Raw genomic sequence first — 22,633 nt, forward strand, 5'->3', positions numbered from 1 at the left:
CTGATGGCGGCTTCGCCTTACCTGGCCTACGGTGATTTGTAGGCCAGGTAAGGCATTTACTCGATCAGCTTCAGTAGCGGCGACAAACAGAGCAAAACGCCGTACAGCAAAATCAGCCAGCTTTTCAGGCCGCGCAGTTTTTCCAACTGGCTGACTTTATAAATCAGGAAGAACGGAATCAGGCAGGAGACAATCCCGTACAGCGGGCTGCCGAGCTGGAAGAACACCAGCACGGAGACGCGGAACGAAACCCAAATCACCAGCGTGGTGACGATAAACGCGCAAATACCCAGCGTAATGATGCGCGGAGGAATATTTCCGACGTTAACGATGCGCCCCAGCACATTCAAAATGATGCCTTTCATCGCCTCGTGGAACCCCAGATAGATCCCAAAGAACGCCGTCAGCACCGCAAAGATATTCAGCACCGTCGAGGTGATGTGGATAATCGGGCCTGGAATAACCTGTGCGGCTAACGCCAGCGCCGAAATGTTTTGCTCAAAGGCGGAGACCGCCTCCTCGTGGGTGATGGAGAAGGTAAACGAGAAGGAGAAAAACAGGATCACCGCAATGAGCGTGATATAGCTGATACGGTGCGTGCGAATCGCCATGCGGGTTGCCAGGAGTCTGTCCGCTTCACGTTTGCGATAGGCAATATTCATCGGATTAAGAACCTGAATGAAGACTGCCGAAAAGAAGCAGAACGGAATGGTGAGCAACACGTCGCGAAAGAACACCGAAGCTTGCGGGAAAGCGGTGATATTGCTCAGGTTCCAGTGTGGGATCATCGCCAGTCCAAACACCACGATGATACCGACTTTCACTACCACCATTGGGCCGGAGATTTTAAAAAGCAACTTCTCGCCGCCGGAGGCGATCGCCACCAGCGCCGCAAAAATTGCCACCTTGTAGATCAATGACTGCGAAAGGTCGGCGTCAGTCAGACCGAAGGTGCGAATGTACGACGCGCTGTCGAACACCACGGAAAGCGAGTAAATAAATATGCCGTGGATAATCATCAGGAAGTAGATCACGCCAAGGAATACGCCCCAGTTTTTCCCCAGGTAATGGCTGATGACATCGGTATAGTCGTTACAGGTTTCGCTCTCGGAGAGCGTTTTCAGGTAGATATCCTGCACGATCCAGGTGGCCGGATAGGCAATCAGAGAGGCGGTAATAAAGACCCAAATGCCTTTTAACCCAATCTGCACCGGCATTAATACCGTTCCTGCGCCAATCGCCATGCCGATGCACAGCAACACCCAGCCAAAATCGTAGCGGGTAAACGGTAAACTCTGCGACGCCGGTTTGCCGGATACGCGGTGATCGGAAAGTGGTGATGTGTCGTGCTGCATGGAGTCCCCTGCCAAAAAGAGCCGTCACGGCTTGATGACCGCGAGGGGACGCAATTCTACAGAAGAGTGTAGGTCTCTGCCAGTTGGCTGATTGCGAGGCGTCGCGCAAAGCGAAAGCATGTTGGATGTCGGGCATGGCGGGTTATCGTAGAATCGGCGGTAAGCCGGTGTTTCCCGGTGAGGCGCAGCGTTGCGGGGGCTTGATCCCTGGCGGCGTGAGTTGCTGGAAAGAGAAAACCCCCGCACGTTGTCTGGTATAAACCTGGCAACTAAACGGGGGCTTACCTTGCACCTCAACGATAGCCGCGAACGGTTGCCATTGCAACACAGGCGGCGATATGGCGTTGACTCAGCCAGGCATGGCTTTCTGGCATGATTTATACCCGTCATACTTCAAGTTGCAGGTGCGTTAGCTGCGCTCGCTCACCCCAGTCACTTACCAGAGAAAGCTCCTGGGGATTCACTCCCTTGCCGCCTTCCTGCAACTCGAATTATTTAGGGTATAGCGGCTCCAGCCATTGCCGGTATCATTGCGGGTATGGTTGTGAACTGGCTACGTAGCAGGAAGTAATGCGCTGATGGGCGTCTGCCTGCCGCAGTGGCAACATGCGCCCGAACCAGGCCGCAAGGGCGATCCTTGCGGCCTGGTTCGTTATTGCGGATATGGCACCCAGTCGCCGCCATTCAGACGGACGTACGGTTTGTCCTGATACTGGATAACCACCGCGTTGGCGTTTTCCGAGACCACAGCCGTTTGTGGCAGGTTGCTGGTGAGTTTTGCCCAGTCCACGCTGTCTTCGGAGAAGATCTTACCGTCAAGCACGCGTACCACCAGATCAGAAATGGCCAGATAGCTACTTGGCTGATTAATGACGATCGGCGCACCCTGATGCGGCGCTTTCATGCCGAAGAATTTCACGCCAGCCGGGACGTTGGTGATCGAGGGGCTCGGAATATCACGCAGGCCAGAGACCTGCATTCTGTCGCCTTTCAGCGCGCCGCCGTGTTCCGGTACGACAACCACCATGACCTTACGACCCGATTTCTCCAGCTCGGTGAAGAACGCATCCAGTTCATCAAAGAATTTCTGCGCACGCGCTTTGTAATCCGCCGTTTTACTGACGCCGGGATAGTGGTTACCGTCGTGGAGCGGCAGAGTGTTGTAGAAAGTGGCGCTACGGGAGTCCTTATCTTTTTCCGTGGTTTCCATCCAGCGCTGTAGCACGGCGGTGTCGTCATACACCGGGGAACCATCAAAGCCCAGCAGCGGCGCAGGTAAGCCTTTCTGATCCATCAGTTCAGCCTGCATGCCGCCATTTTCACGAACCTCTTTCAGGAAGCCGCCGAATTCGCCGTTATGGCCCATCATCAGGTGCTGCGTAAAGCCCAGTTTTGACAGGTTATCAAACAGATAGCATTCATTGCCTGCGGGTTGATACAGGTTCGTGTGCGAGGGCTGTCCGCAGCTGGCGCGTAGCAGGCGAATCGCCGCCGGGCCGCTGTACGACGTGGCGGAATTGAAGTGTTTAAACTGGATATCAAAGTGCGACCACAGCGGGTGCGACATCAGCCCTGCGGCTTCAATATCGGACCAGGAGAGTGAGCAGATATTGATGACTAACAGTTCAAACGGCTGCGCATCGGCAGGGAGCGCTGATGGGAAAGGCGTTTTGCGCTTCGCTTCCGCATTGTAGAACGTATTCAACCATGCGTTGAGATTCGCCGAGGTCGGCGGTGCGGTTTGTGCCGGGATATCACCAACGACCGGTGCTCTTCCAGCGGTCGCGACCGTTTCAGCTGCCGTACCGCCCATGGTGGTCACCGTGGTCGTCGGTTGACCCGCCGGCCACAAAGAGAAACTCGGACCCGCCAGCGTCAGGACGTTAAGCCAGACCAGAATCGCCACCACGAAGGCGGTAACCCGAATCCATTGTGACAAAAACAGCCACGCGACCAGCAGGACAAACATGGCGCCAATCATCTGCCAGTTGATAAAGCGCGTGGCAAGATCGAGTAAATAGTCCGTGCTAAAGCCTGCCACCTGCGAGCCCTGGCTCATAATACTTTCCGGGCCTGGCAGCCAGGTGTCGTGCCAGAACAGAGCAAAACCGATCGGAATGGCGACCCAGTGACGCATGCGATGCAGGCTGTAACGCGGAATCGGCATCAGCAGGAAGGCCATAAAGACCAGATTCAGCAGCGGGTGAAAATTCAGATAGCCCGCCCAGAGCAGGCCGAACTTGACCAGAAAATAGAAGTTCCAGCCAGAAAGACCGCGCCAGTATTGCCAGAGAGGTGAAGGCAGTGATGCGTTTTGTGTTTGTTGAGTCATTTTTTCGTTGCCCTGGAAATCACCGCGCGGCGCAATGTTCCGGCCGGTTTAACATAACGAGGTTTTGCAAATAACAGCCGGGTCGTATTGCTGATCCGGCGTAGTGAATGGCGCGCCAGATACCCCAGCGGGAAGAAAATCAGTGCACAAACAACGATGATTTGCAGGATATCGCTGATAGTCATCATGATGAGTGCTCCGTTTCATCGTCCAGTAAGCGTAGCGGTTGTGGAATACGCCGCCACGTCTTGCCGTCATGCTCGGCATTGATGACGGGTTTCACGTTTTGGGTCAGCGGCAACGGTTGTCCCCACTGTTCTGGCGCCAGTAAGCGCATCTGCACCAGCTCAGCGCTGATGAGATTATCTTCAAACCAGACCATGCGGTTAGAAAAGAGATCGCCGGTCGGGAGTGGGAAGATATGATTGAGCGCGGTATCGAGATCGTTGACGCGGCAAAACGACAAGAACAGCACCAGGCGGTTGCCGCCAATAGTGACGATATCGCCGGTACGGTGCGGGCGACACATCGTTAAGGCTTGTTCAACGCGGATACCCGGAACGGGTCGCAGCGCCACCATCACCCCTTTCCCGTCGGCAGGCAGCAGGGTGTTGCTCATCATGTTATGTACCGCTTCACAAAACACGTCCCATTTCTGGAAACCGCGCAGTTTCATCGGCTGGGTCATCGACAACAGCGTCGTGATATCTTCCGGCACGTAGCGACTAAATTGCTGACCCTGAACGCTTTCAATCAGCGTCAGACAGCGCGAGAGTGGCGCGTTCCACGGAATCACCATATTGGCACCGCAGCCTAATAGCAGGCGTTCGTCGGTGGCGCGCAGGCTGGCGATGTTTTCCCGCACAAGGATTTTCAGCGCGCTTCCGCGTTGGCGACGCAGAGTATGGATGCTCCGTGCCAGGGGCTCAATCTGGCTGTTTTGCTGAAGCGAAAAGATCAACGTTGCCGCCTGTGCGGTACGCGCCTCATTGAATAAAGCTTCATTATTATCGAATAATTTCCAGTGCTCGGAGAGTGGCGGCGCCCCTTCCAGCACGGCGACATTACTCAGGATCTGCTTTTCATCGCTACGGGGCTGGATTTCAGCCTCTTCTTTTTGCACCAGTTCCCACTGCCCTTCATGATGGCGGACGGTGAGTTGCTGACGAGCGCTAACCCCTTTTTCATTACACCAGAAGGCAATATCAAACAAATGCTGATCGCCCTGATAGCGCATACTGGCGAGGCCATAAAGCGAGCGATATTCCCCCATTAAAAGAGAGAATTGTTTATCGTTATTATTGCCGGGGTTAAGCACCACTACAGAACAGTGATGGAGACGCGTCCATTTATTCATTTTATCCAGCCACAGACGCAAACGTTCAGCTGGTATATTTTGCCAGCCGTTATTTGCGCAAATAAGAATGAATAAGTAATGCATCGGGTCCACGGAACACAGCAAATCGCGGGTCATAAATTGTAGACCCTTTTCCGAATTTGGCATGGAAAATAACTGAATTTTTTCCGGACCGTGAGATTCATCTAATTTGAATATCTTCCCGGGATCGCTGCCCATGGAAATGCCCGCGACTTTTGCCGTCCCGGTCTGAAAGGCAATCGTTTGATTCGCCAGGCTGATAGCGTCTTCAACGCGATCGGTGTTAACCCACCAGACTCCGCCGGCTGGCATATGGCGTAGTTCATCCCATAATGATGAGATGCCAATTGAAAATACAGGGTCCACAGCGTTCCTCGGGTCGCTATTTTATCTGTTTATCAGTTTACTAGCGAAAGCTCAGAAATAAACCTAACATTGAAATTAAAACGTATCAGATTTAGCATGTGAATCGATTTGGCGAGCAAGAAGCCTTGTAACATCGGCCTTTCCGATTCCATGACGCGTATTTTCACGAAACAACAAGACAGAAAATGAGCAACATCTGGCCTTGCCGAATTTCGGTGAGAACGAAGCGGAATGCGAAAAGAAAAAATGTTTGAAGCATGGCGAGTCTATTCAAAGGGATAAAACAAAATGTCTGACAACGAACCCGGCACGCAAACTGATTCAACATTGGGCTATACCTTTCAAAACGACTTCCTGGCATTAAGCCAGGCTTTTTCATTGCCAGAATTTGATTACACTGATATTTCCCAGCGTGAACAGCTCGCCGCCGCGATTAAACGCTGGCCGCTGTTGGCTGAATTTGCGCAACAACAATAAGGAAGCCGTGGATGGCCATTCTGGGACTTCAGGGCATACGAGGCGGAGTGGGCACGACGTCGATCGCGGCTGCACTGGCTTGGTCATTGCAATTATTAGGGGAAAACGTCCTGGTTGTGGATACCAGCCCCGATAATTTGTTGCGCCTGTCATTCAACGTCGATTTTTCTCATCGCGACGGCTGGGCCAGAGCGATACTTGATGGTCGTGACTGGCAGGAAGGCGGGATGCGTTATACCTCGCAGCTTGATTTGCTGCCGTTTGGTCAACTGACGGCGCAGGAGCGGGAATATCCTGACCGCTGGCTGGAACGACTGGGCGGCATCGCGGCGGGCATCCGTGCGCTGAAAGAGAGTGGGCGTTACTCTTGGATTTTACTGGATCTGCCGCCGGGTTCCGTGCCGTTAACCCGACGACTGGTCAATGAGTGCGACCACACGCTGGCGATTGTCAAAGCCGACACCAACTGCCATGTCCGTTTGCATCAGCAATCGCTGCCGGCGGGCGCGCATATTTTAATTAACGACTTACGTGTTGGCAGCCAGTTGCAGGACGATCTCTACCAGGTCTGGCTACAGAGTCAGCGTCGTCTGCTGCCGATGGTGATTCACCGCGATGAAGCGATGGCTGAGTGCATGGCGGCCAAACAGCCGTTGGGGGAATACCGCAGTGACTCACTGGCCGCAGAAGAAGTGCTGACGCTGGCAAACTGGTGTTTATTACATTACGCAGGTCAAAAAACTCCTGTCGGGAGCGCATCATGAGTGTCCTGTCCCGGTGGTTGCTTATTCCGCCGGTGAGCGCCCGCTTAAGCGAGCGCTATCAGGGTTATCGTCGACATGGCGCGTCGCCTTTCAGCGCGGCGCTGGGTTGCCTGTGGGTGATTCTCGCATGGGTCTTCATCCCGCTGGAGCACCCGCGCTGGCAGCGTATCCGTGCCGAGCGTAAAGCGCTCTATCCTCATATCAACGCCGCGCGCCCGCGCCCGTTAGATCCTGCCCGTTATGCCATTCAGACCCTCTGGCTGATGGCGACCTCGCCGCGTCAGGAGACGACGCAGCCTCGCTGGCAAACCTTCTCCCGTCTGCAAGGCGTCAGAGGGCGTTATCACCAGTGGATGGATGCGCTACCGGGACGCGTGACGCAAAACACCACGCACCTGGATAAACAAAAAGAGCTTGGTCACCTGAGCTCTGGCGCGCGTCGCTTTATCATCGGGATTATTGTCACTTTTTCGTTGATTCTGGCGCTGATATGCGTGACCCAGCCGTTTAACCCGCTGGCGCAATTCATCTTCCTGATACTGCTGTGGGGCGTTGCGCTGATCGTGCGCCGCATGCCGGGGCGCTTCTCCGCGCTGATGCTGATTGTGCTGTCGCTGACGGTATCGTGCCGCTATATCTGGTGGCGCTATACCTCCACGCTGAACTGGGACGATCCGGTGAGTCTGGTCTGCGGGTTGATCCTGCTGTTTGCCGAAACCTATGCGTGGATTGTGCTGGTGCTGGGTTACTTCCAGGTCGTCTGGCCGCTGAACCGCCAGCCGGTGCCGCTGCCAAAAGATATGTCGCAGTGGCCGTCGGTCGATATCTTTGTGCCGACTTACAACGAAGATCTGCACGTAGTGAAGAACACCATTTACGCGTCGCTGGGTATCGACTGGCCGAAAGATAAGCTCAATATCTGGATCCTCGACGATGGCGGGCGTGAAGAGTTCCGCCAGTTCGCCCAGACCGTGGGGGTGAAATATATCGCCCGTACCACCCATGAGCACGCCAAAGCCGGGAACATTAACAATGCGCTGAAATACGCCAAAGGCGAGTTCGTTTCGATCTTTGACTGCGACCACGTGCCGACACGTTCGTTCCTGCAAATGACGATGGGCTGGTTCCTGAAAGACAAGAAGCTGGCGATGATGCAGACGCCGCACCACTTCTTCTCCCCGGACCCGTTTGAACGTAACCTCGGGCGTTTTCGCAAGACGCCAAACGAAGGCACGCTGTTTTACGGTCTGGTACAGGACGGTAATGACATGTGGGATGCCACCTTCTTCTGCGGTTCCTGTGCGGTGATTCGTCGTAAACCGCTCGATGAAATTGGTGGTATTGCCGTTGAGACGGTGACTGAGGATGCGCATACGTCGCTGCGTCTGCACCGTCGCGGTTATACCTCCGCGTACATGCGCATTCCGCAGGCAGCAGGACTGGCGACCGAAAGCTTATCTGCTCACATCGGTCAGCGCATTCGCTGGGCGCGCGGAATGGTACAGATTTTCCGGCTCGATAACCCGTTGACCGGCAAGGGGCTGAAGTTCGCTCAGCGATTATGTTACGTCAATGCCATGTTCCACTTCCTGTCAGGTGTTCCACGGCTGATCTTCCTGACCGCCCCGCTGGCGTTCCTGCTACTGCATGCTTACATCATCTATGCGCCCGCGCTGATGATTGCGCTGTTCGTCCTGCCGCACATGGTTCACGCCAGCCTGACCAACTCGAAGATTCAGGGCAAGTACCGCCACTCCTTCTGGAGTGAGATCTACGAAACGGTGCTGGCCTGGTACATTGCGCCGCCGACGCTGGTGGCGCTGATTAACCCGCACAAAGGGAAGTTTAACGTCACTGCAAAGGGCGGACTGGTAGAAGAAGAGTATGTCGACTGGGTGATTTCCCGTCCGTACATCTACCTGGTACTGCTTAACCTGTTCGGTGTGGCGGTCGGCGTCTGGCGTTACTTCTACGGGCCGGAAAACGAAATGCTGACTGTTATCGTCAGCCTGGTGTGGGTGTTCTACAACCTGATTATCCTCGGCGGCGCGGTGGCGGTATCGGTTGAAAGTAAACAGGTTCGCCGCTCACACCGTGTTGAAATTTCTATGCCAGCGGCGATTGCCCGTGAGGACGGACATCTGTTCTCGTGCACCGTCCATGATTTCTCCGACGGCGGTCTGGGGATCAAGATCAACGGTCAGGCCCAGGTGCTGGAAGGGCAGAAGGTGAATTTACTGCTCAAACGCGGCCAGCAGGAATATGTCTTCCCGACACAGGTAGCGCGCGTTTGGGGTGAACAGGTGGGGCTGCAACTGATGCCGCTGACCACCAAACAGCATATCGATTTTGTGCAGTGTACGTTTGCCCGTGCTGATACATGGGCGCTCTGGCAGGACAGCTATCCGGAAGATAAGCCGCTGGAAAGCCTGTTGGATATTCTGAAGCTGGGTTTCCGTGGCTATCGCCATCTTGCGGAATTCTCCCCATCTTCCGTGAAAATAGTTTTCCGGTCTCTGACTTCTCTGGTTTCCTGGGTTGTGTCGTTCATTCCACGCCGTCCGGAGCAGGACGAGGTGGCGGTGCAACAGCCGGATCAGGTTATGGCTCAACAATGATGATAACGCGATGAAAAGAAAACTTTCCTGGATTTGTGCAGTGGCAATGGGGATGAGCGCAATCCCTTCATTCATGACGAATGCGACGCCGGCAACGCAACCATTGATAAACACTGAGCCAACCGTGGCCCCGGCGGCGGCCGCCCCTGCACAGGCAGATGAAAATCAGCCGGTGGGTCAGGTGATGCCGGGCGTTCAGGGAGCTGATGCGCCGATTGTGGCGCAGAATGGCCCATCCCGTGACGTGAAACTGACGTTTGCGCAGATCGCGCCGCCGCCGGGCAGCATGGTGCTGCGTGGCGTGAACCCTAATGGCAGTATTGAATTTGGCATGCGTAGCGATGAAGTGGTCTCCAGAGCCGTGCTGAATCTGGAGTACACCCCGTCGCCATCCCTGCTGCCGATACAGTCGCAGCTCAAGGTCTATCTGAACGATGAGCTGATGGGCGTGCTGCCGGTCACCCAGGAACAGTTGGGCAAAAAGACGCTGGCGCAAATGCCGATCAACCCATTGTTTATCACCGACTTTAACCGTGTGCGGCTGGAGTTTGTCGGCCACTATCAGCAAGTTTGTGAAAACCCGGCCAGCAGTACGCTGTGGCTGGACGTCGGTCGCAGCAGCATGCTGGACCTCACCTACCAGACGCTGGAAGTGCAAAACGATCTCTCGCACTTCCCGGTACCGTTCTTCGATCCACGCGACAACCGCGCGGTGACGCTGCCCATGGTCTTTGCCGGCTCGCCGGATCGTACCCTGCAACAGGCTGCGTCGATCGTATCGTCCTGGTTTGGTTCCCGGGCGGGCTGGCGAGGCCAGCACTTCCCGGTGCTGTACAACACGCTGCCAGATCGTAATGCGATCGTCTTTGCCACTAACGACAAGCGACCTGATTTCCTGCGTGAACATCCGCCGGTGAAAGCGCCGGTGATCGAAATGATCAGCCATCCGGATAACCCTTACGTGAAACTGCTGGTGGTGTTCGGTCGTGACGACAACGATCTGCTGCAGGCCGCGAAAGGGATTGCCCAGGGCAATATTCTCTTCCGCGGAAGCCGTGTGGAAGTCAACGAGGTGAAACCGCTGCTGGCGCGTAAACCGTACGATGCGCCAAACTGGGTGCGCACCGATCGCCCGGTCACCTTCGGTGAACTGAAAACCTATGAAGAGCAGTTGCAGTCCACCGGGATGGAACCTGCCGCGATCAACGTCTCGCTGAACCTGCCGCCGGATCTCTATCTGCTGCGCAGTACCGGTATTGATATGAATCTCAATTACCGTTACACCACGCCGCCGACCAAAGACAGTTCGCGCATGGATATCAGTCTGAATAACCAGTTCCTGCAAGCCTTTAGTCTGACCAGCAATGAGAAGAGCAACCGTCTGCTACTGCGTCTGCCGGTACTGCAAGGACTGTTGGACGGGAAAACGGATGTCGCCATTCCGGCGCTGAAGCTGGGCGCGATGAACCAGTTGCGGTTTAACTTCGAGTACATGAACCCGATGCCGGGCGGCTCGGTTGAAAACTGTATTACCTTCCAGCCGGTGCCGAACCATGTGGTGATTGGCGATGACTCCACCATCGACTTCTCGAAGTACTACCACTTCATAGCGATGCCGGATCTGCGCGCGTTTGCGAACGCGGGCTTCCCGTTCAGCCGCATGGCGGATCTGTCGGAAACCCTCACCGTGATGCCGAAAACGCCGAACGAAGCGCAGATGGAAACGCTGCTCGACGCGACAGGCACTATTGGCGCGCAAACCGGCTTCCCGGCGATTAACCTGACTATCACCGATGACAGCAGCCAGATTCAGGGCAAAGATGCGGACATCCTGATTATCGGCTCGATCCCGGACAAACTGAAAGACGACAAGCGTATCGACCTGCTGGTTCAGGCGGCAGAAAGCTGGGTGAAAACCCCAATGCGCCAGACGACGTTCCCGAGCATCATGCCGGATGAAGCCGATCGCAAAGCGGATGCGCAGGCGACGGTAACGTCGAGTGGACCGATGGCAGCGGTCGTCGGCTTCCAGTCGCCGTTTCACGATCAGCGTAGCGTGGTGGCGCTGCTGGCGGATAGTCCGCGCGGCTATGAGTTGCTGAACCAGGCCATCAATGACAGCGGCAAACGGGCGGCGATGTTTGGTTCCGTCTCGGTGATCCGTGAATCTGGCGTGAGCAGTTTACGCGTCGGCGAGATCTACTATGTGGGTCACCTGCCGTGGTTTGAACGTCTGTGGTACGCGCTGGCTAACCATCCGGTGCTGTTAGCGGTGCTGGCGGCGATCAGTGTGGTATTACTGGCCTGGGTGCTGTGGCGTCTGCTGCGCATCATCAGTCGCCGCCGTCTCGATCCGGATCATGAGTGATAAATAATGAACGCGTTGCGAAGTGGGATAGTCATGGTGTTAATGCTGGCCGCGCTGAGTGTACAGGCGGCCTGTACCTGGCCTGAGTGGGATCAATTTAAAAAGGATTACATCAGTCAGGAAGGGCGGGTGATTGATCCCAGCGACGCTCGCAAAATCACCACCTCGGAAGGGCAAAGCTATGCGATGTTCTTTGCCCTCGCCGCTAACGATCGCCAGGCTTTTGATACGCTGCTGGCATGGACAGAGAATAATCTGGCACAAGGTTCACTAAAAGATCATCTGCCCGCCTGGCTGTGGGGGCAGAAAGATCCCTCCACCTGGGCGGTGCTGGATAGCAACTCTGCTTCTGACGGTGATATCTGGATCGCGTGGTCGCTGCTGGAGGCGGGACGCTTGTGGAAAGAACCGCGCTATACCGAGATCGGCAAAGCCTTGTTGAAACGCATTGCCAGCGAAGAAGTGGTGACGGTGCCGGGGCTGGGCTCCATGCTGTTACCCGGCAAGATTGGTTTTGCCGACGCCAACACCTGGCGCTTTAATCCGAGCTATCTGCCACCGCAGCTGGCGCAGTATTTCACCCGTTTCGGCGCGCCATGGTCCACTCTGCGTGAAACCAACCAGCGACTGCTGTTAGAAACGGCGCCGAAAGGTTTCTCACCGGACTGGGTTCGTTACGAGAAAAACAAAGGCTGGCAACTGAAGGCAGAGAAAACGCTGGTCAGCAGTTACGACGCGATTCGCGTCTATCTGTGGGTGGGCATGATGCATGACGGCGACCCGCAGAAAGCACGGCTGCTGGCAAAATTCAAACCGATGGCAACCCTGACAACTAAAAACGGTCTCCCGCCGGAGAAAGTGGACGTCGCCAGCGGCAAAGCGCAGGGCAATGGCCCGGTAGGCTTTTCTGCGGCCTTACTGCCTTTCCTGCAAAACCGCGACGCACAAGCGGTGCAGCGACAGCGCGTAACAGACCATTTCCCCGGCAGCGATGCCTATTACAGCTACGTGCTAACCCTCTTCGGACAAGGGTGGGATCAGCATCGTTATCGCTTCACCGCCAAAGGTGAGTTACTACCTGACTGGGGCCAGGAATGCGCAAGTTCAAATTAAGTTTACTCGGGGTTTCACTCGGCATTGCCCTGATGCCCTTTGCCGACGCCGCGCCGTCGGCGCAACAGCAGTTGCTGGAGCAGGTGCGGCTGGGAGAAGCAACGCACCGTGAAGATCTGGTGCGCCAGTCGCTCTATCGCCTCGAACTGATGGACCCGAATAATCCTGACGTTATTGCCGCTCGCTTTCGTTACCTGCTGCGTCAGGGCGATAACGACGGCGCGCAGAAACAGCTTGATCGACTTTCTCAATTAGCGCCGGGTTCTAATGCCTATAAATCGTCCCAAACCACTATGCTGTTAGCGACGCCGGATGGGCGTCAGTCGTTACAGCAGGCGCGTCTACAGGCGACAACCGGGCATGCCGCAGAGGCGGTTGCCGCCTATGATAAGTTATTCAAGGGCAACCCGCCGGAAGGCGACCTGGAAGTGGAGTACTGGAGCGCGGTAGCAAAAATTCCGGCCCGCCGCAATCAGGCGATTAATCAGCTCAAGGCGATTAACGCCCGCAGTCCGGGCAATAACACATTGCAAAATACGCTGGCACAACTGTTGTTTGATAACGATCGCCCGGCCGAAGGCTTTGTGGTTCTGGAGCAGATGGCGAAATCCAACACCGGGCGGAATGCCGCGTCCACGATCTGGTACACCCAGATCAAAGATCTGCCGGTCAGCGATGCCAGCGTGAAGGCGCTGCAAAAATACCTCACGGTATTCAGTGAGGGGGACAGCGTGGCTGCGGCACGCAGTAAGCTTAGCGAACAGCAAAAACAGCTTTCCGATCCGACATTCCGCGCGCGTGCGCAGGGGCTGGCGGCAGTCGACGCAGGCCAGGGCGGACGGGCGGTTTCAGAATTACAGCAGGCGGTGAGAGCCAACCAAAACGACAGCGAAGCCGTGGGTGCGCTGGGGCAGGCCTACTCTCAGCGAGGCGATCGCGCCAGCGCCGTTGCGCAGTTTAAGAAAGCGCTGGCGATGGATCCGCAGAGCGGGAGTCGCAGCAAGTGGGAAAGCCTGCTGAAAGTGAACAGTTACTGGCTGGCGATTCAGCAGGGTGATGCCGCGCTCAAAGCCAACAATATTGACCAGGCTGAACGTCTCTATCAACAGGCCAGAAACATCGACAATACCGACAGCTATGCGGTACTGGGGCTGGGCGATGCAGCAATGGCGCGGAAAGATTATCCGGCTGCCGAGCGCTATTACCAGCAGACGTTGCGCATGGACAGCGGTAATACCAATGCCGTACGCGGTCTGGCAAACCTCTATCGCGCGCAGTCGCCGGAGAAAGCCTCTGCGTTTATCGCCACGCTCTCTGCCAGCCAGCGTCGCAGCATTGATGATATTGAACGCGGACTGGAAAACGATCGTCTGGCCCAGCAGGCCGAAACGCTGGAGAACCAGGGCAACTGGGCACAGGCCGCGGAACTGCAACGCCGCCGACTGGCGCTGGATCCGGGGAGCGTCTGGATAACCTATCGTCTGTCACGCGATCTATGGCAGGCCGGGCAGCGTAGTCAGGCTGATGCGCAGATGAGCGCGCTGGCGCGTCAGAAACCCAACGATCCGGAACAGGTGTATGCGTATGGGCTGTACCTGTCCGGCAATGATCAGGATCGGGCGGCGTTGGCGCATATCAACAGCCTGCCGCGCAGTCAGTGGAACAGTAACATTCAGGAACTGGCCGATCGCCTGCAAAGCAACCAGGTGCTGGAAACGGCGAATCGTCTGCGCGACAGCGGCCGGGAGGCTGAGGCTGAAGCGCTGTTACGCCAACAGCCTGCCTCCACCCGTCTCGATTTAACGCTGGCCGACTGGGCGCAGCAGCGCAGGGAATACAATGCGGCGCGAGGTTCATACGACGCCGTGCTGGCGCGCGAACCGGATAACGTCGATGCGATGCTGGGGCTGACGGAAGTGTACATCGCCCAGGGCGACAAGCCTGCCGCGCGAGCGCAACTGGCAAAACTGCCCGCAACGCAGACGCCGTCAATCAACATGCAGCGGCGAATCGCGCTGGCACAAATGCAGCTTGGCGATACCGCTGCGGCACAACAGACCTTCAATACGTTGATTCCGCAGGCCAAAGCGCAGCCGCCATCAATGGAAAGCGCAATGGTGCTGCGTGACGCCGCGCATTTCCAGGCGCAGAGCGGCGAGCCGCAACAGGCGCTGGATACGTACAAAGATGCGATGGTGGCGTCCGGTATTACGCCAACGCGTCCGCAGGATAATGACACCTTTACCCGTCTGACCCGTAACGATGAAAAAGATGACTGGCTGAAGCGTGGCGTGCGCAGCGATGCGGCGGATTTGTATCGTCAACAGGATCTGAACGTCACGCTGGAGCATGACTACTGGGGATCGAGCGGTACCGGCGGCTATTCTGATCTAAAAGCGCATACCACTATGTTGCATGTGGATGCGCCGTATTCGGACGGTCGTATGTTCTTCCGTACCGATCTGGTCAACATGAATGCAGGTAGCTTCTCGACTGATGACAATGGTCGCTACAAGAATAACTGGGGCACCTGTACGCTGGAAGACTGTAGCGGCAGTCGCAGCCAGTCGGACACGGGGGCGAGCGTCGCCGTTGGCTGGAAGAATGACACCTGGAGTTGGGATATCGGCACCACGCCGATGGGCTTCAACGTTGTCGATGTGGTCGGCGGCGTCAGTTACAGCAATGACATTGGGCCGTTGGGTTATACCCTGAACGCGCACCGCCGTCCGATTTCCAGTTCGCTGCTGGCCTTTGGCGGACAGAAAGATGCGCAGAGCCACAACGGCGACAGCAACGACGTCAACACCGGTAAAAAATGGGGTGGCGTTCGTGCCGATGGCGGCGGGATTAGCCTCAGCTACGACAAAGGTGAAGCCAACGGCGTCTGGGCTTCACTCGGCGCCGATCGGTTAACCGGGAAAAATGTCGAGGATAACTGGCGCGTCCGGTGGATGACGGGTTACTACTACAAAATCATCAACGAGAATAATCGCCGTGTCACCGTAGGTCTGAACAATATGATCTGGCACTACGACAAAGACCTGAGCGGTTATTCGCTGGGCCACGGTGGCTACTACAGTCCGCAGGAATACCTGTCCTTCGCGGTGCCGGTAATGTGGCGTCAGCGGACGGAAAACTGGTCCTGGGAACTGGGCGGTTCCGTATCCTGGTCGCATTCGCGCACCAAAACCATGCCGCGTTATCCGTTGTTGAATCTGATTCCGTCGGATTACCACCAGGAAGCCATCGAGCAAACTAACGGCGGCGGAAGCAGCCAGGGCTTTGGTTATACCGCGCGGGCGCTGATTGAGCGTCGGGTGACCTCGAACTGGTTTGTCGGGACCGCGGTGGATATTCAACAGGCAAAAGACTACGCGCCTAGCCATTTACTGCTGTATGTTCGTTATTCCGCCGCAGGCTGGCAGGGCGATATGGATTTACCGCCGCAGCCGCTGGTGCCTTACGCGGACTGGTAATCAGAAAAATCCTTTTCAGACACAGCCTCTCTCAATGCCGCCGCGATCGGGTATACTCGGGCGGCAATCTGGGATATCCGGGGGAGACAATATTGCGCGTCAGTCGCTCGTTAACAATTAAGCAGATGGCAATGGTGGCTGCCGTTGTCATGGTGTTTGTGTTTCTGTTTTGTACCGTTTTGCTGTTTCATCTGGTGCAGCAGAACCGCTACAACACGGCGACGCAACTGGAAAGTATTGCCCGTTCGGTACGTGAACCGCTGTCTGCCTCAATTTTAAAAGCCGATATTCCCGGAGCCGAAGCGATTCTTGCCAGTATCAAACCGGCGGGGGTGGTGCAACGGGCCGATGTGGTGCTACCGAATCAGTTTCAGGCGCTGCGCATGAGCTTTATCCCTGAACGGCCCGTTCCGGTCATGATAACCCGACTCTTCGAACTGCCGGTGCAGATCTCGCTGCCTGTCTATTCACTTGAACGTCCTGCAAATCCGCAACCGCTGGCATATCTGGTGCTCCAGGCCGACTCATTCCGCATGTATAAGTTTGTGATGAGCACGCTGTCTACGTTAGTGACCATTTACTTACTTTTATCCCTGATGCTAACAGTCGCCATTAGCTGGTGCGTGAATCGCCTGATTTTGCACCCGCTGCGCAAAATTGCCCGCGAGCTGAATAGCATTCCGCAACAGGATTTGATTGGACATCAGCTGGCGTTGCCGCGTCTGCATCATGACGATGAGATTGGTCTGCTGGTGCGCAGCTACAACCTCAATCAACAACTGGTCCAGCGCCACAGCGAAGAACAGACGGATAACGCGATGCGTTTTCCGGTCTCTGACCTGCCGAACAAAGCGTTCCTGATGGGGCTGCTCGAGCAGGTCGTGTCGCGTCAGCACACCACGGCGCTGATGATTGTCACCTGTGAAACGCTGCGCGATACGGCGGGCGTGCTGAAAGAGGCGCAGCGGGAAATTCTGCTGCTGACGCTGGTGGAGAAACTGAAATCGGTGCTGTCACCGAGAATGGTGCTCGCGCAGATCAGCGGTTACGATTTTGCCATTATCGCTCACGGCGTCAAAGAGCCGTGGCACGCGATCACACTAGGTCAGCAAGTACTCACTATCATCAATGAGCGATTGCCGGTGCAGGGGATCCAACTTCGCCCAAGCTGCTGCATTGGCGTGGCGATGTATTACGGCGATCTCAGCGCCGAACAGCTCTATGGGCGCGCGGTATCCGCAGCGTTTACCGCCCGGCGCAAGGGCAAAAATCAGATTCAGTTCTTCGATCCTGAGCAGATGGCAATCGCCCAGAAACGGCTGACCGAGGAGAGCGATATTCTCACCGCGCTGGACAATCACCGCTTTGCCCTCTGGTTGCAGCCTCAGGTGGAGATGAGCAGCGGCAACGTGGTCAGCGCCGAAGCGTTGCTGCGTATGCAGCAGCCGGACGGGAGCTGGGAATTGCCGGAAGGGTTGATTGAGCGGATTGAGTCCTGCGGCCTGATGGTCACCGTGGGCCACTGGGTGTTGGAAGAGTCTTGTCGTCAGCTCGCAGCCTGGCAGGAACGGGGGATCACGCTGCCGCTGTCGGTCAATCTGTCAGCACTCCAGTTGATGCACCCGAATATGGTGTCAGACATGCTGGAACTGTTAAATCGTTATCGTATCCAGCCGGGTACGCTCATTCTGGAAGTGACGGAGAGTCGGCGGATCGACGACCCGCATGCCGCCGTGGCGATACTGCGTCCGTTGCGTAACGCCGGCGTGCGTATCGCGCTGGACGATTTTGGCATGGGCTACGCGGGGCTGCGCCAGCTCCAGCACATGAAATCCCTGCCCATCGACGTGCTGAAAATCGACAAAATGTTTGTCGATGGCCTGCCGGAAGATAACAGCATGGTCTCGGCGATTATCCTGCTGGCGCGCAGTCTGAATTTGCAGATGGTGGCGGAAGGCGTCGAGACCGAAGCGCAGCGTGAATGGCTGGCGCAGGCGGGGGTTGAAATCGCTCAGGGCTTCCTTTATGCCCGTGCGGTACCCGCTGAAACCTTCGAAGAACGTTATCTAAAGCACAATTGATGTGATTACAATACTTTAAAAAGGTCCGGCTTGTGCGAGCCAGCTCAAGGTTTTTAACATTTTTGTTTCAATTATGATCCTGGTGCATTTCTGTGATGTTGTCTGGGTGTTATTTTAAGGCCGCAGGTTAACCAAAACCTTATAAGACCTGTGGTTTTTACTTCAAGGACACCCTATGAAAATCTCTCTGTTTAAAAGCCTCTACTTTCAGGTCCTGACAGCAATTGCCATTGGTATTCTCCTTGGCCATTACTACCCTGAATTAGGCGCACAAATGAAACCGCTTGGCGACGCGTTCGTTAAGCTGATCAAGATGGTCATCGCACCGGTTATCTTCTGTACTGTCGTGACTGGCATTGCAGGCATGGAAAGTATGAAAGCGGTGGGCCGTACAGGTGCAGTTGCGCTGCTTTACTTTGAGATTGTCAGTACGATTGCGCTGATCATTGGTCTCATCATCGTTAACATGGTACAGCCCGGTGCCGGGATGAACGTTGATCCGGCAACGCTGGATGCGAAAGCGGTAGCGATTTACGCCGAACAGGCAAAAGACCAGGGAATCGTAGGCTTCCTGATGGATATTATCCCGGGCAGCGTCATTGGCGCCTTTGCCAGTGGTAACATCTTGCAGGTTCTGCTGTTTGCGGTGATGTTTGGGTTTGCCCTGCATCGTCTGGGCAGCAAAGGCCAACTGATTTTCAACGTCATTGAAAGCTTCTCGCAGGTCATTTTCGGCATCATCAACATGATCATGCGTCTGGCGCCAATCGGGGCGTTCGGGGCGATGGCGTTTACCATCGGTAAATATGGCGTGGGTACGCTGGTGCAGTTGGGGCAACTGATCGTTTGCTTCTACATCACCTGTATCCTGTTTGTGGTTGTTGTGCTGGGTTCGATCGCCCGTGCAACAGGCTTCAGCATCTTTAAGTTTATCCGCTATATTCGTGAAGAACTGCTGATCGTGCTGGGGACGTCCTCTTCCGAGTCTGCGTTACCGCGTATGCTCGACAAGATGGAAAAGCTTGGCTGTCGCAAGTCGGTTGTGGGGCTGGTGATTCCCACCGGCTATTCGTTTAACCTTGATGGAACCTCGATATACCTGACGATGGCGGCGGTGTTTATCGCCCAGGCCACCAACAGTCATATGGATATCTTCCATCAGATTACGCTGCTGGTGGTACTGCTGCTCTCCTCGAAAGGGGCGGCGGGCGTGACCGGAAGTGGCTTTATCGTGCTGGCGGCCACTATCTCTGCGGTTGGCCATCTGCCGGTTGCCGGTCTGGCGCTTATCCTCGGTATCGACCGTTTCATGTCTGAAGCCCGTGCGCTGACCAACCTGGTCGGTAACGGCGTGGCAACGGTCGTGGTCGCGAAGTGGGTGAAGGAACTGGACCACAAGAAGCTTGATGATGTGCTGAATAATCGTGCACCTGAAGGCAAAACGCACGAAATATCCTCTTAATTTCGATACTTATGACCGCAGTCCCTTGTGGGGCTGCGGGCTCCTGCGCATAATTGACCCCTGGGCCCGAATCCTTCAACATGGAGGTATCGGGTTTATTTCACTTCTTCCGTGACATTTTCATGTTCTTGCGGTCTAACACGAAGTGTTTTTAACGTCATATTCAGACAAGCCTAACTGGGGTTGTCTTTTTATTACCAGGATTGTTGATCAGGGGTTCACATGCAGGGCACAAAAATTCGACTTTTAGCGGGCGGTTTGCTGATGATGGCCACTGCTGGCTATGTGCAGGCAGATGCGCTCCAGCCTGACCCAGCATGGCAACAGGGGACGCTGGCGAATGGTTTACAGTGGCAAGTGTTAGCCACCCCGCAGCGCCCCAGCGACCGTATCGAGGTCCGCCTGCAGGTAAATACCGGTTCGCTCGCCGAAAGTACTCAACAGAGCGGTTTCAGTCATCTTATTCCCCGTATTGCGTTAACCCAAAGTGGCGGCCTTGATGCCGCGCAGGCACGTTCACTGTGGCAGCAGGGTTTTGACCCTAAACGTCCGATGCCGCCCGTCACCGTCTCTTACGACTCCACACAGTACAATCTCAGCCTGCCCAATAACCGCAGCGACCTGCTGAAAGAGTCGCTGAACTATCTGGCGAACACGATGGGCAAACTGACGATCACCCCCGACGTCGTCAATCATGCGCTAAACACAGAAGACATGGTCACCACGCTGCCCGTCGATACGAAAGACGGCTGGTGGCGCTATCGTCTGAAAGGGTCGGCGCTGTTGGGTCACGATCCTGCCGAGCCGGTAAAAATGCCGGTGGACGCGGAGAAAGTGCATGAGTTCTACCAGAAGTGGTACACCCCAGACGCGATGACGCTGATTGTTGTCGGCAACGTTGATGCGCGGTCGGTGGCCGAGCAAATCAACAAAACCTTTGGTGAACTGAAAGGGAAACGTGAAACCCCTGCGCCGGTGCCGACGCTCTCGCCGTTGCGTGCGGAGGCGGTGAGCATTATGACCGACGCGGTGCGCCAGGATCGTCTCTCTGTCATGTGGGATAAGCCGTGGCAGCCGATTCGCGAATCTGCCGCGCTGTTGCGCTACTGGCGCGCGGATTTAGCGCGTGAGGCGCTGTTCTGGCACGTCCAGCAGGCGCTGAGTAAGAACAACGCGAAAGATATCGGCCTCGGCTTTGACTGCCGCGTGCTGTTCCTGCGCGCGCAGTGCGCAATCAACATCGAATCGCCAAACGACAAGATTTCCGCCAATCTGAGCACCGTGGCGCGTGAACTGGCGAAGGTACGTGATAACGGCCTGCCGGAAGAAGAGTTCAACGCCCTGGTGGCGCAAAAGAATCTGGAACTGCAGAAACTGTTTGCGACCTACGCTCGTACCGATACCGATATTCTCATCAGTCAGCGTCTGCGCTCGCTGCAAAATCAGGTCGTAGATATCGCGCCTGAACAGTACCAGCGTTTGCGTCAGGACTTCCTGAACAGCCTGACCGTTGAGATGTTGAATCAGGATCTGCGTCAGCAGTTGTCGCAGGATATGGCGCTGATTCTGCTACAGCCGAAAGGCGAACCGGAATTCAACATGAAAGAGTTGCAGGCGACGTGGGATCAAATCATGGCGCCGGTGACTGCCGCGGCGACACCGGCAGAAACGGACGATGCGCATCCGGAAGTGACAGATATTCCGGCTGCACGGTAGGGGTGGATTGCCTGATGGTGCTGCGCTTATCCGGCCTGGAAGAACGCGTTTCCCGGGCCGGATAAGGCGTTTACGCCGCGCCTGCGGCGTTGGTCTTACTGCGGCATGGCGTCGCGTGGGATAATCGCCCCGCGATGCTGAATAACGGTGCTGGCGGTCAGGTGGCCTCGTTTGGCAGCGTTAACTGCATCGCCGCCGGTCAGGCGAACGGCCAGATACCCGGCGCTGAACGAGTCGCCAGCGGCGGTGGTATCGATCACTTTTTCTTTCGGCAGTTTCACCGCAGGAACGTCGATCGGTACGTTACCGTCGACAGACACCAGGCACGAATCCGCACCGCGTTTCACCACCACTTCCTGCACACCCGCGGCATGCGTCCGGGCGATCACCTCTTCAACCGGCTTCACGCCCCAGAGCAAATCTTCGTCGTCCAGCGTCAGGAAGGCAATATCAGTGCATTCCAGCATCTTCTGATACACCTGCCGGGTCTCTTCTTTGCTGGCCCACAGGCGCGGACGATAGTTGTTGTCGAAAATCACTTTCCCGCCGTTGGCGCGGCATTCTCGCAGCAGCGACAGCAGTTTGTCGCGGCTGGATGGGCTCAGGATCGCGAGGCTGATACCGCTCAGGTAGAGATAATCAAAGGTCGCCAGCTCTTCGCAGATAGCCGCTGACTGTTCGCTCTCCAGCCAGAATTTCGCTGCTGCTTCGTTGCGCCAGTAATAGAACGTCCGCTCACCGGTGCTGTCCGTCTCGATGTAGTAGAGGCCAGGCAGACGGTTTTCCATGCGCTGTGTCAGCGAGGTATCCACGTTTTCGCCTTGCCATGACTCAAGCATCTGCTGGCTGAAACTGTCCGTGCCCAGCGCCGTGACGTAGTGCACGGAGAGCGCCGCAGCATCAACCTGACGGGCAATGTAAACGGAGGTATTCAATGTGTCGCCACCGAATCCGCGCTGAACATCTGCGCCTTTCTGTGACAGCTCAATCATGCATTCGCCAATCACGGCAATCTTTTTGGACATAGTCGTGAACCTGCTTAAAAAAAGTTAGCGTTAGTGTGCGCTGTGGGTGTTAGGTGGTCAATCATATTAAAACAACGTTCCAAATTTTTTTTTGAGCCA

General features: G+C 55.8%; 14 protein-coding genes and 1 pseudogene. 10 read left to right on the forward strand and 5 right to left on the reverse strand.

What is annotated here, in order from left to right; translation table 11 throughout:
* Positions 1-56: 56 nt before the first annotated feature.
* The gene (locus HVZ37_RS01095; protein WP_044253742.1) at positions 57-1,355 is read right to left on the reverse strand and encodes an amino acid permease; all 1,299 of its coding nucleotides are present in this window, start codon (positions 1,353-1,355) and stop codon (positions 57-59) included.
* Positions 1,356-1,857: 502 nt separating this feature from the next.
* Here HVZ37_RS01095 and HVZ37_RS01100 point away from each other — a divergent pair.
* Positions 1,858-1,926: pseudogene (locus tag HVZ37_RS01100) on the forward strand (type I toxin-antitoxin system toxin Ldr family protein); the annotation flags it as partial.
* 81 nt (positions 1,927-2,007) lie between these two features.
* On the opposite strand, the gene bcsG reads toward HVZ37_RS01100, so the two are convergent.
* The 3 genes from bcsG to bcsE are packed head-to-tail and all read right to left on the reverse strand — an operon-like array spanning position 2,008 to position 5,431.
* Positions 2,008-3,687: a cellulose biosynthesis protein BcsG gene (gene bcsG / locus HVZ37_RS01105; protein WP_181628029.1), complete on the reverse strand. Its 1,680-nt coding sequence runs from the start codon at positions 3,685-3,687 to the stop codon at positions 2,008-2,010.
* Positions 3,684-3,875, reverse strand: coding sequence for a cellulose biosynthesis protein BcsF (gene bcsF, locus HVZ37_RS01110; protein ID WP_042998550.1), 192 nt, complete (start codon positions 3,873-3,875; stop codon positions 3,684-3,686). The genes bcsG and bcsF overlap by 4 nt, the downstream gene beginning before the upstream one ends.
* Positions 3,872-5,431 (reverse strand): cellulose biosynthesis c-di-GMP-binding protein BcsE, encoded by a 1,560-nt coding sequence (gene bcsE, locus HVZ37_RS01115; RefSeq protein WP_181628030.1) that lies wholly within the window; start codon positions 5,429-5,431, stop codon positions 3,872-3,874. Before bcsE ends, bcsF begins: the two co-directional genes overlap by 4 nt.
* Before the next feature lie 288 nt (positions 5,432-5,719).
* Here bcsE and bcsR point away from each other — a divergent pair, with 288 nt between their 5' ends.
* The 9 genes from bcsR to HVZ37_RS01160 all read left to right on the forward strand — a co-directional run bounded on the left by bcsR (position 5,720) and on the right by HVZ37_RS01160 (position 21,509).
* Positions 5,720-5,908 (forward strand): cellulose biosynthesis protein BcsR, encoded by a 189-nt coding sequence (gene bcsR, locus HVZ37_RS01120; protein ID WP_042323607.1) that lies wholly within the window; start codon positions 5,720-5,722, stop codon positions 5,906-5,908.
* A gap of 11 nt (positions 5,909-5,919) precedes the next feature.
* Positions 5,920-6,672: a cellulose biosynthesis protein BcsQ gene (gene bcsQ / locus HVZ37_RS01125; RefSeq protein WP_181628031.1), complete on the forward strand. Its 753-nt coding sequence runs from the start codon at positions 5,920-5,922 to the stop codon at positions 6,670-6,672.
* Positions 6,669-9,290: a UDP-forming cellulose synthase catalytic subunit gene (gene bcsA, locus HVZ37_RS01130; protein WP_046401663.1), complete on the forward strand. Its 2,622-nt coding sequence runs from the start codon at positions 6,669-6,671 to the stop codon at positions 9,288-9,290. The genes bcsQ and bcsA overlap by 4 nt, the downstream gene beginning before the upstream one ends.
* 10 nt (positions 9,291-9,300) lie before the next feature.
* Positions 9,301-11,658 carry a cellulose biosynthesis cyclic di-GMP-binding regulatory protein BcsB gene (bcsB, locus tag HVZ37_RS01135; protein WP_181628032.1) on the forward strand — a complete coding sequence of 786 codons (2,358 nt, stop codon included), beginning with the start codon at positions 9,301-9,303 and terminating at the stop codon, positions 11,656-11,658.
* 6 nt (positions 11,659-11,664) lie between these two features.
* The gene (gene bcsZ / locus HVZ37_RS01140) at positions 11,665-12,771 is read left to right on the forward strand and encodes a cellulose synthase complex periplasmic endoglucanase BcsZ (RefSeq protein ID WP_042998545.1); all 1,107 of its coding nucleotides are present in this window, start codon (positions 11,665-11,667) and stop codon (positions 12,769-12,771) included.
* Entirely contained in the window at positions 12,753-16,250 is a 3,498-nt protein-coding gene (gene bcsC, locus HVZ37_RS01145; protein WP_181628033.1) for a cellulose synthase complex outer membrane protein BcsC, read from the forward strand. The genes bcsZ and bcsC overlap by 19 nt, the downstream gene beginning before the upstream one ends.
* A gap of 92 nt (positions 16,251-16,342) precedes the next feature.
* A complete protein-coding gene (gene hmsP, locus HVZ37_RS01150; protein ID WP_181628034.1) occupies positions 16,343-18,331 on the forward strand; it encodes a biofilm formation regulator HmsP in 1,989 nt (662 codons plus the stop codon).
* Positions 18,332-18,506: 175 nt separating this feature from the next.
* Complete coding sequence (gene dctA / locus HVZ37_RS01155; RefSeq protein WP_181628035.1) at positions 18,507-19,793, forward strand: C4-dicarboxylate transporter DctC; 1,287 nt, start codon at positions 18,507-18,509, stop codon at positions 19,791-19,793.
* A gap of 222 nt (positions 19,794-20,015) precedes the next feature.
* Positions 20,016-21,509 (forward strand): pitrilysin family protein, encoded by a 1,494-nt coding sequence (locus HVZ37_RS01160; RefSeq protein ID WP_181628036.1) that lies wholly within the window; start codon positions 20,016-20,018, stop codon positions 21,507-21,509.
* A gap of 95 nt (positions 21,510-21,604) precedes the next feature.
* Here HVZ37_RS01160 and HVZ37_RS01165 read toward each other — a convergent pair whose 3' ends face one another.
* A complete protein-coding gene (locus tag HVZ37_RS01165; RefSeq protein WP_044253719.1) occupies positions 21,605-22,534 on the reverse strand; it encodes a sugar kinase in 930 nt (309 codons plus the stop codon).
* Positions 22,535-22,633: the final 99 nt, after the last annotated feature.

Source organism: Citrobacter sp. RHB35-C17, from assembly GCF_013816795.1.
Lineage (GTDB): Bacteria > Pseudomonadota > Gammaproteobacteria > Enterobacterales > Enterobacteriaceae > Citrobacter_A > Citrobacter_A amalonaticus.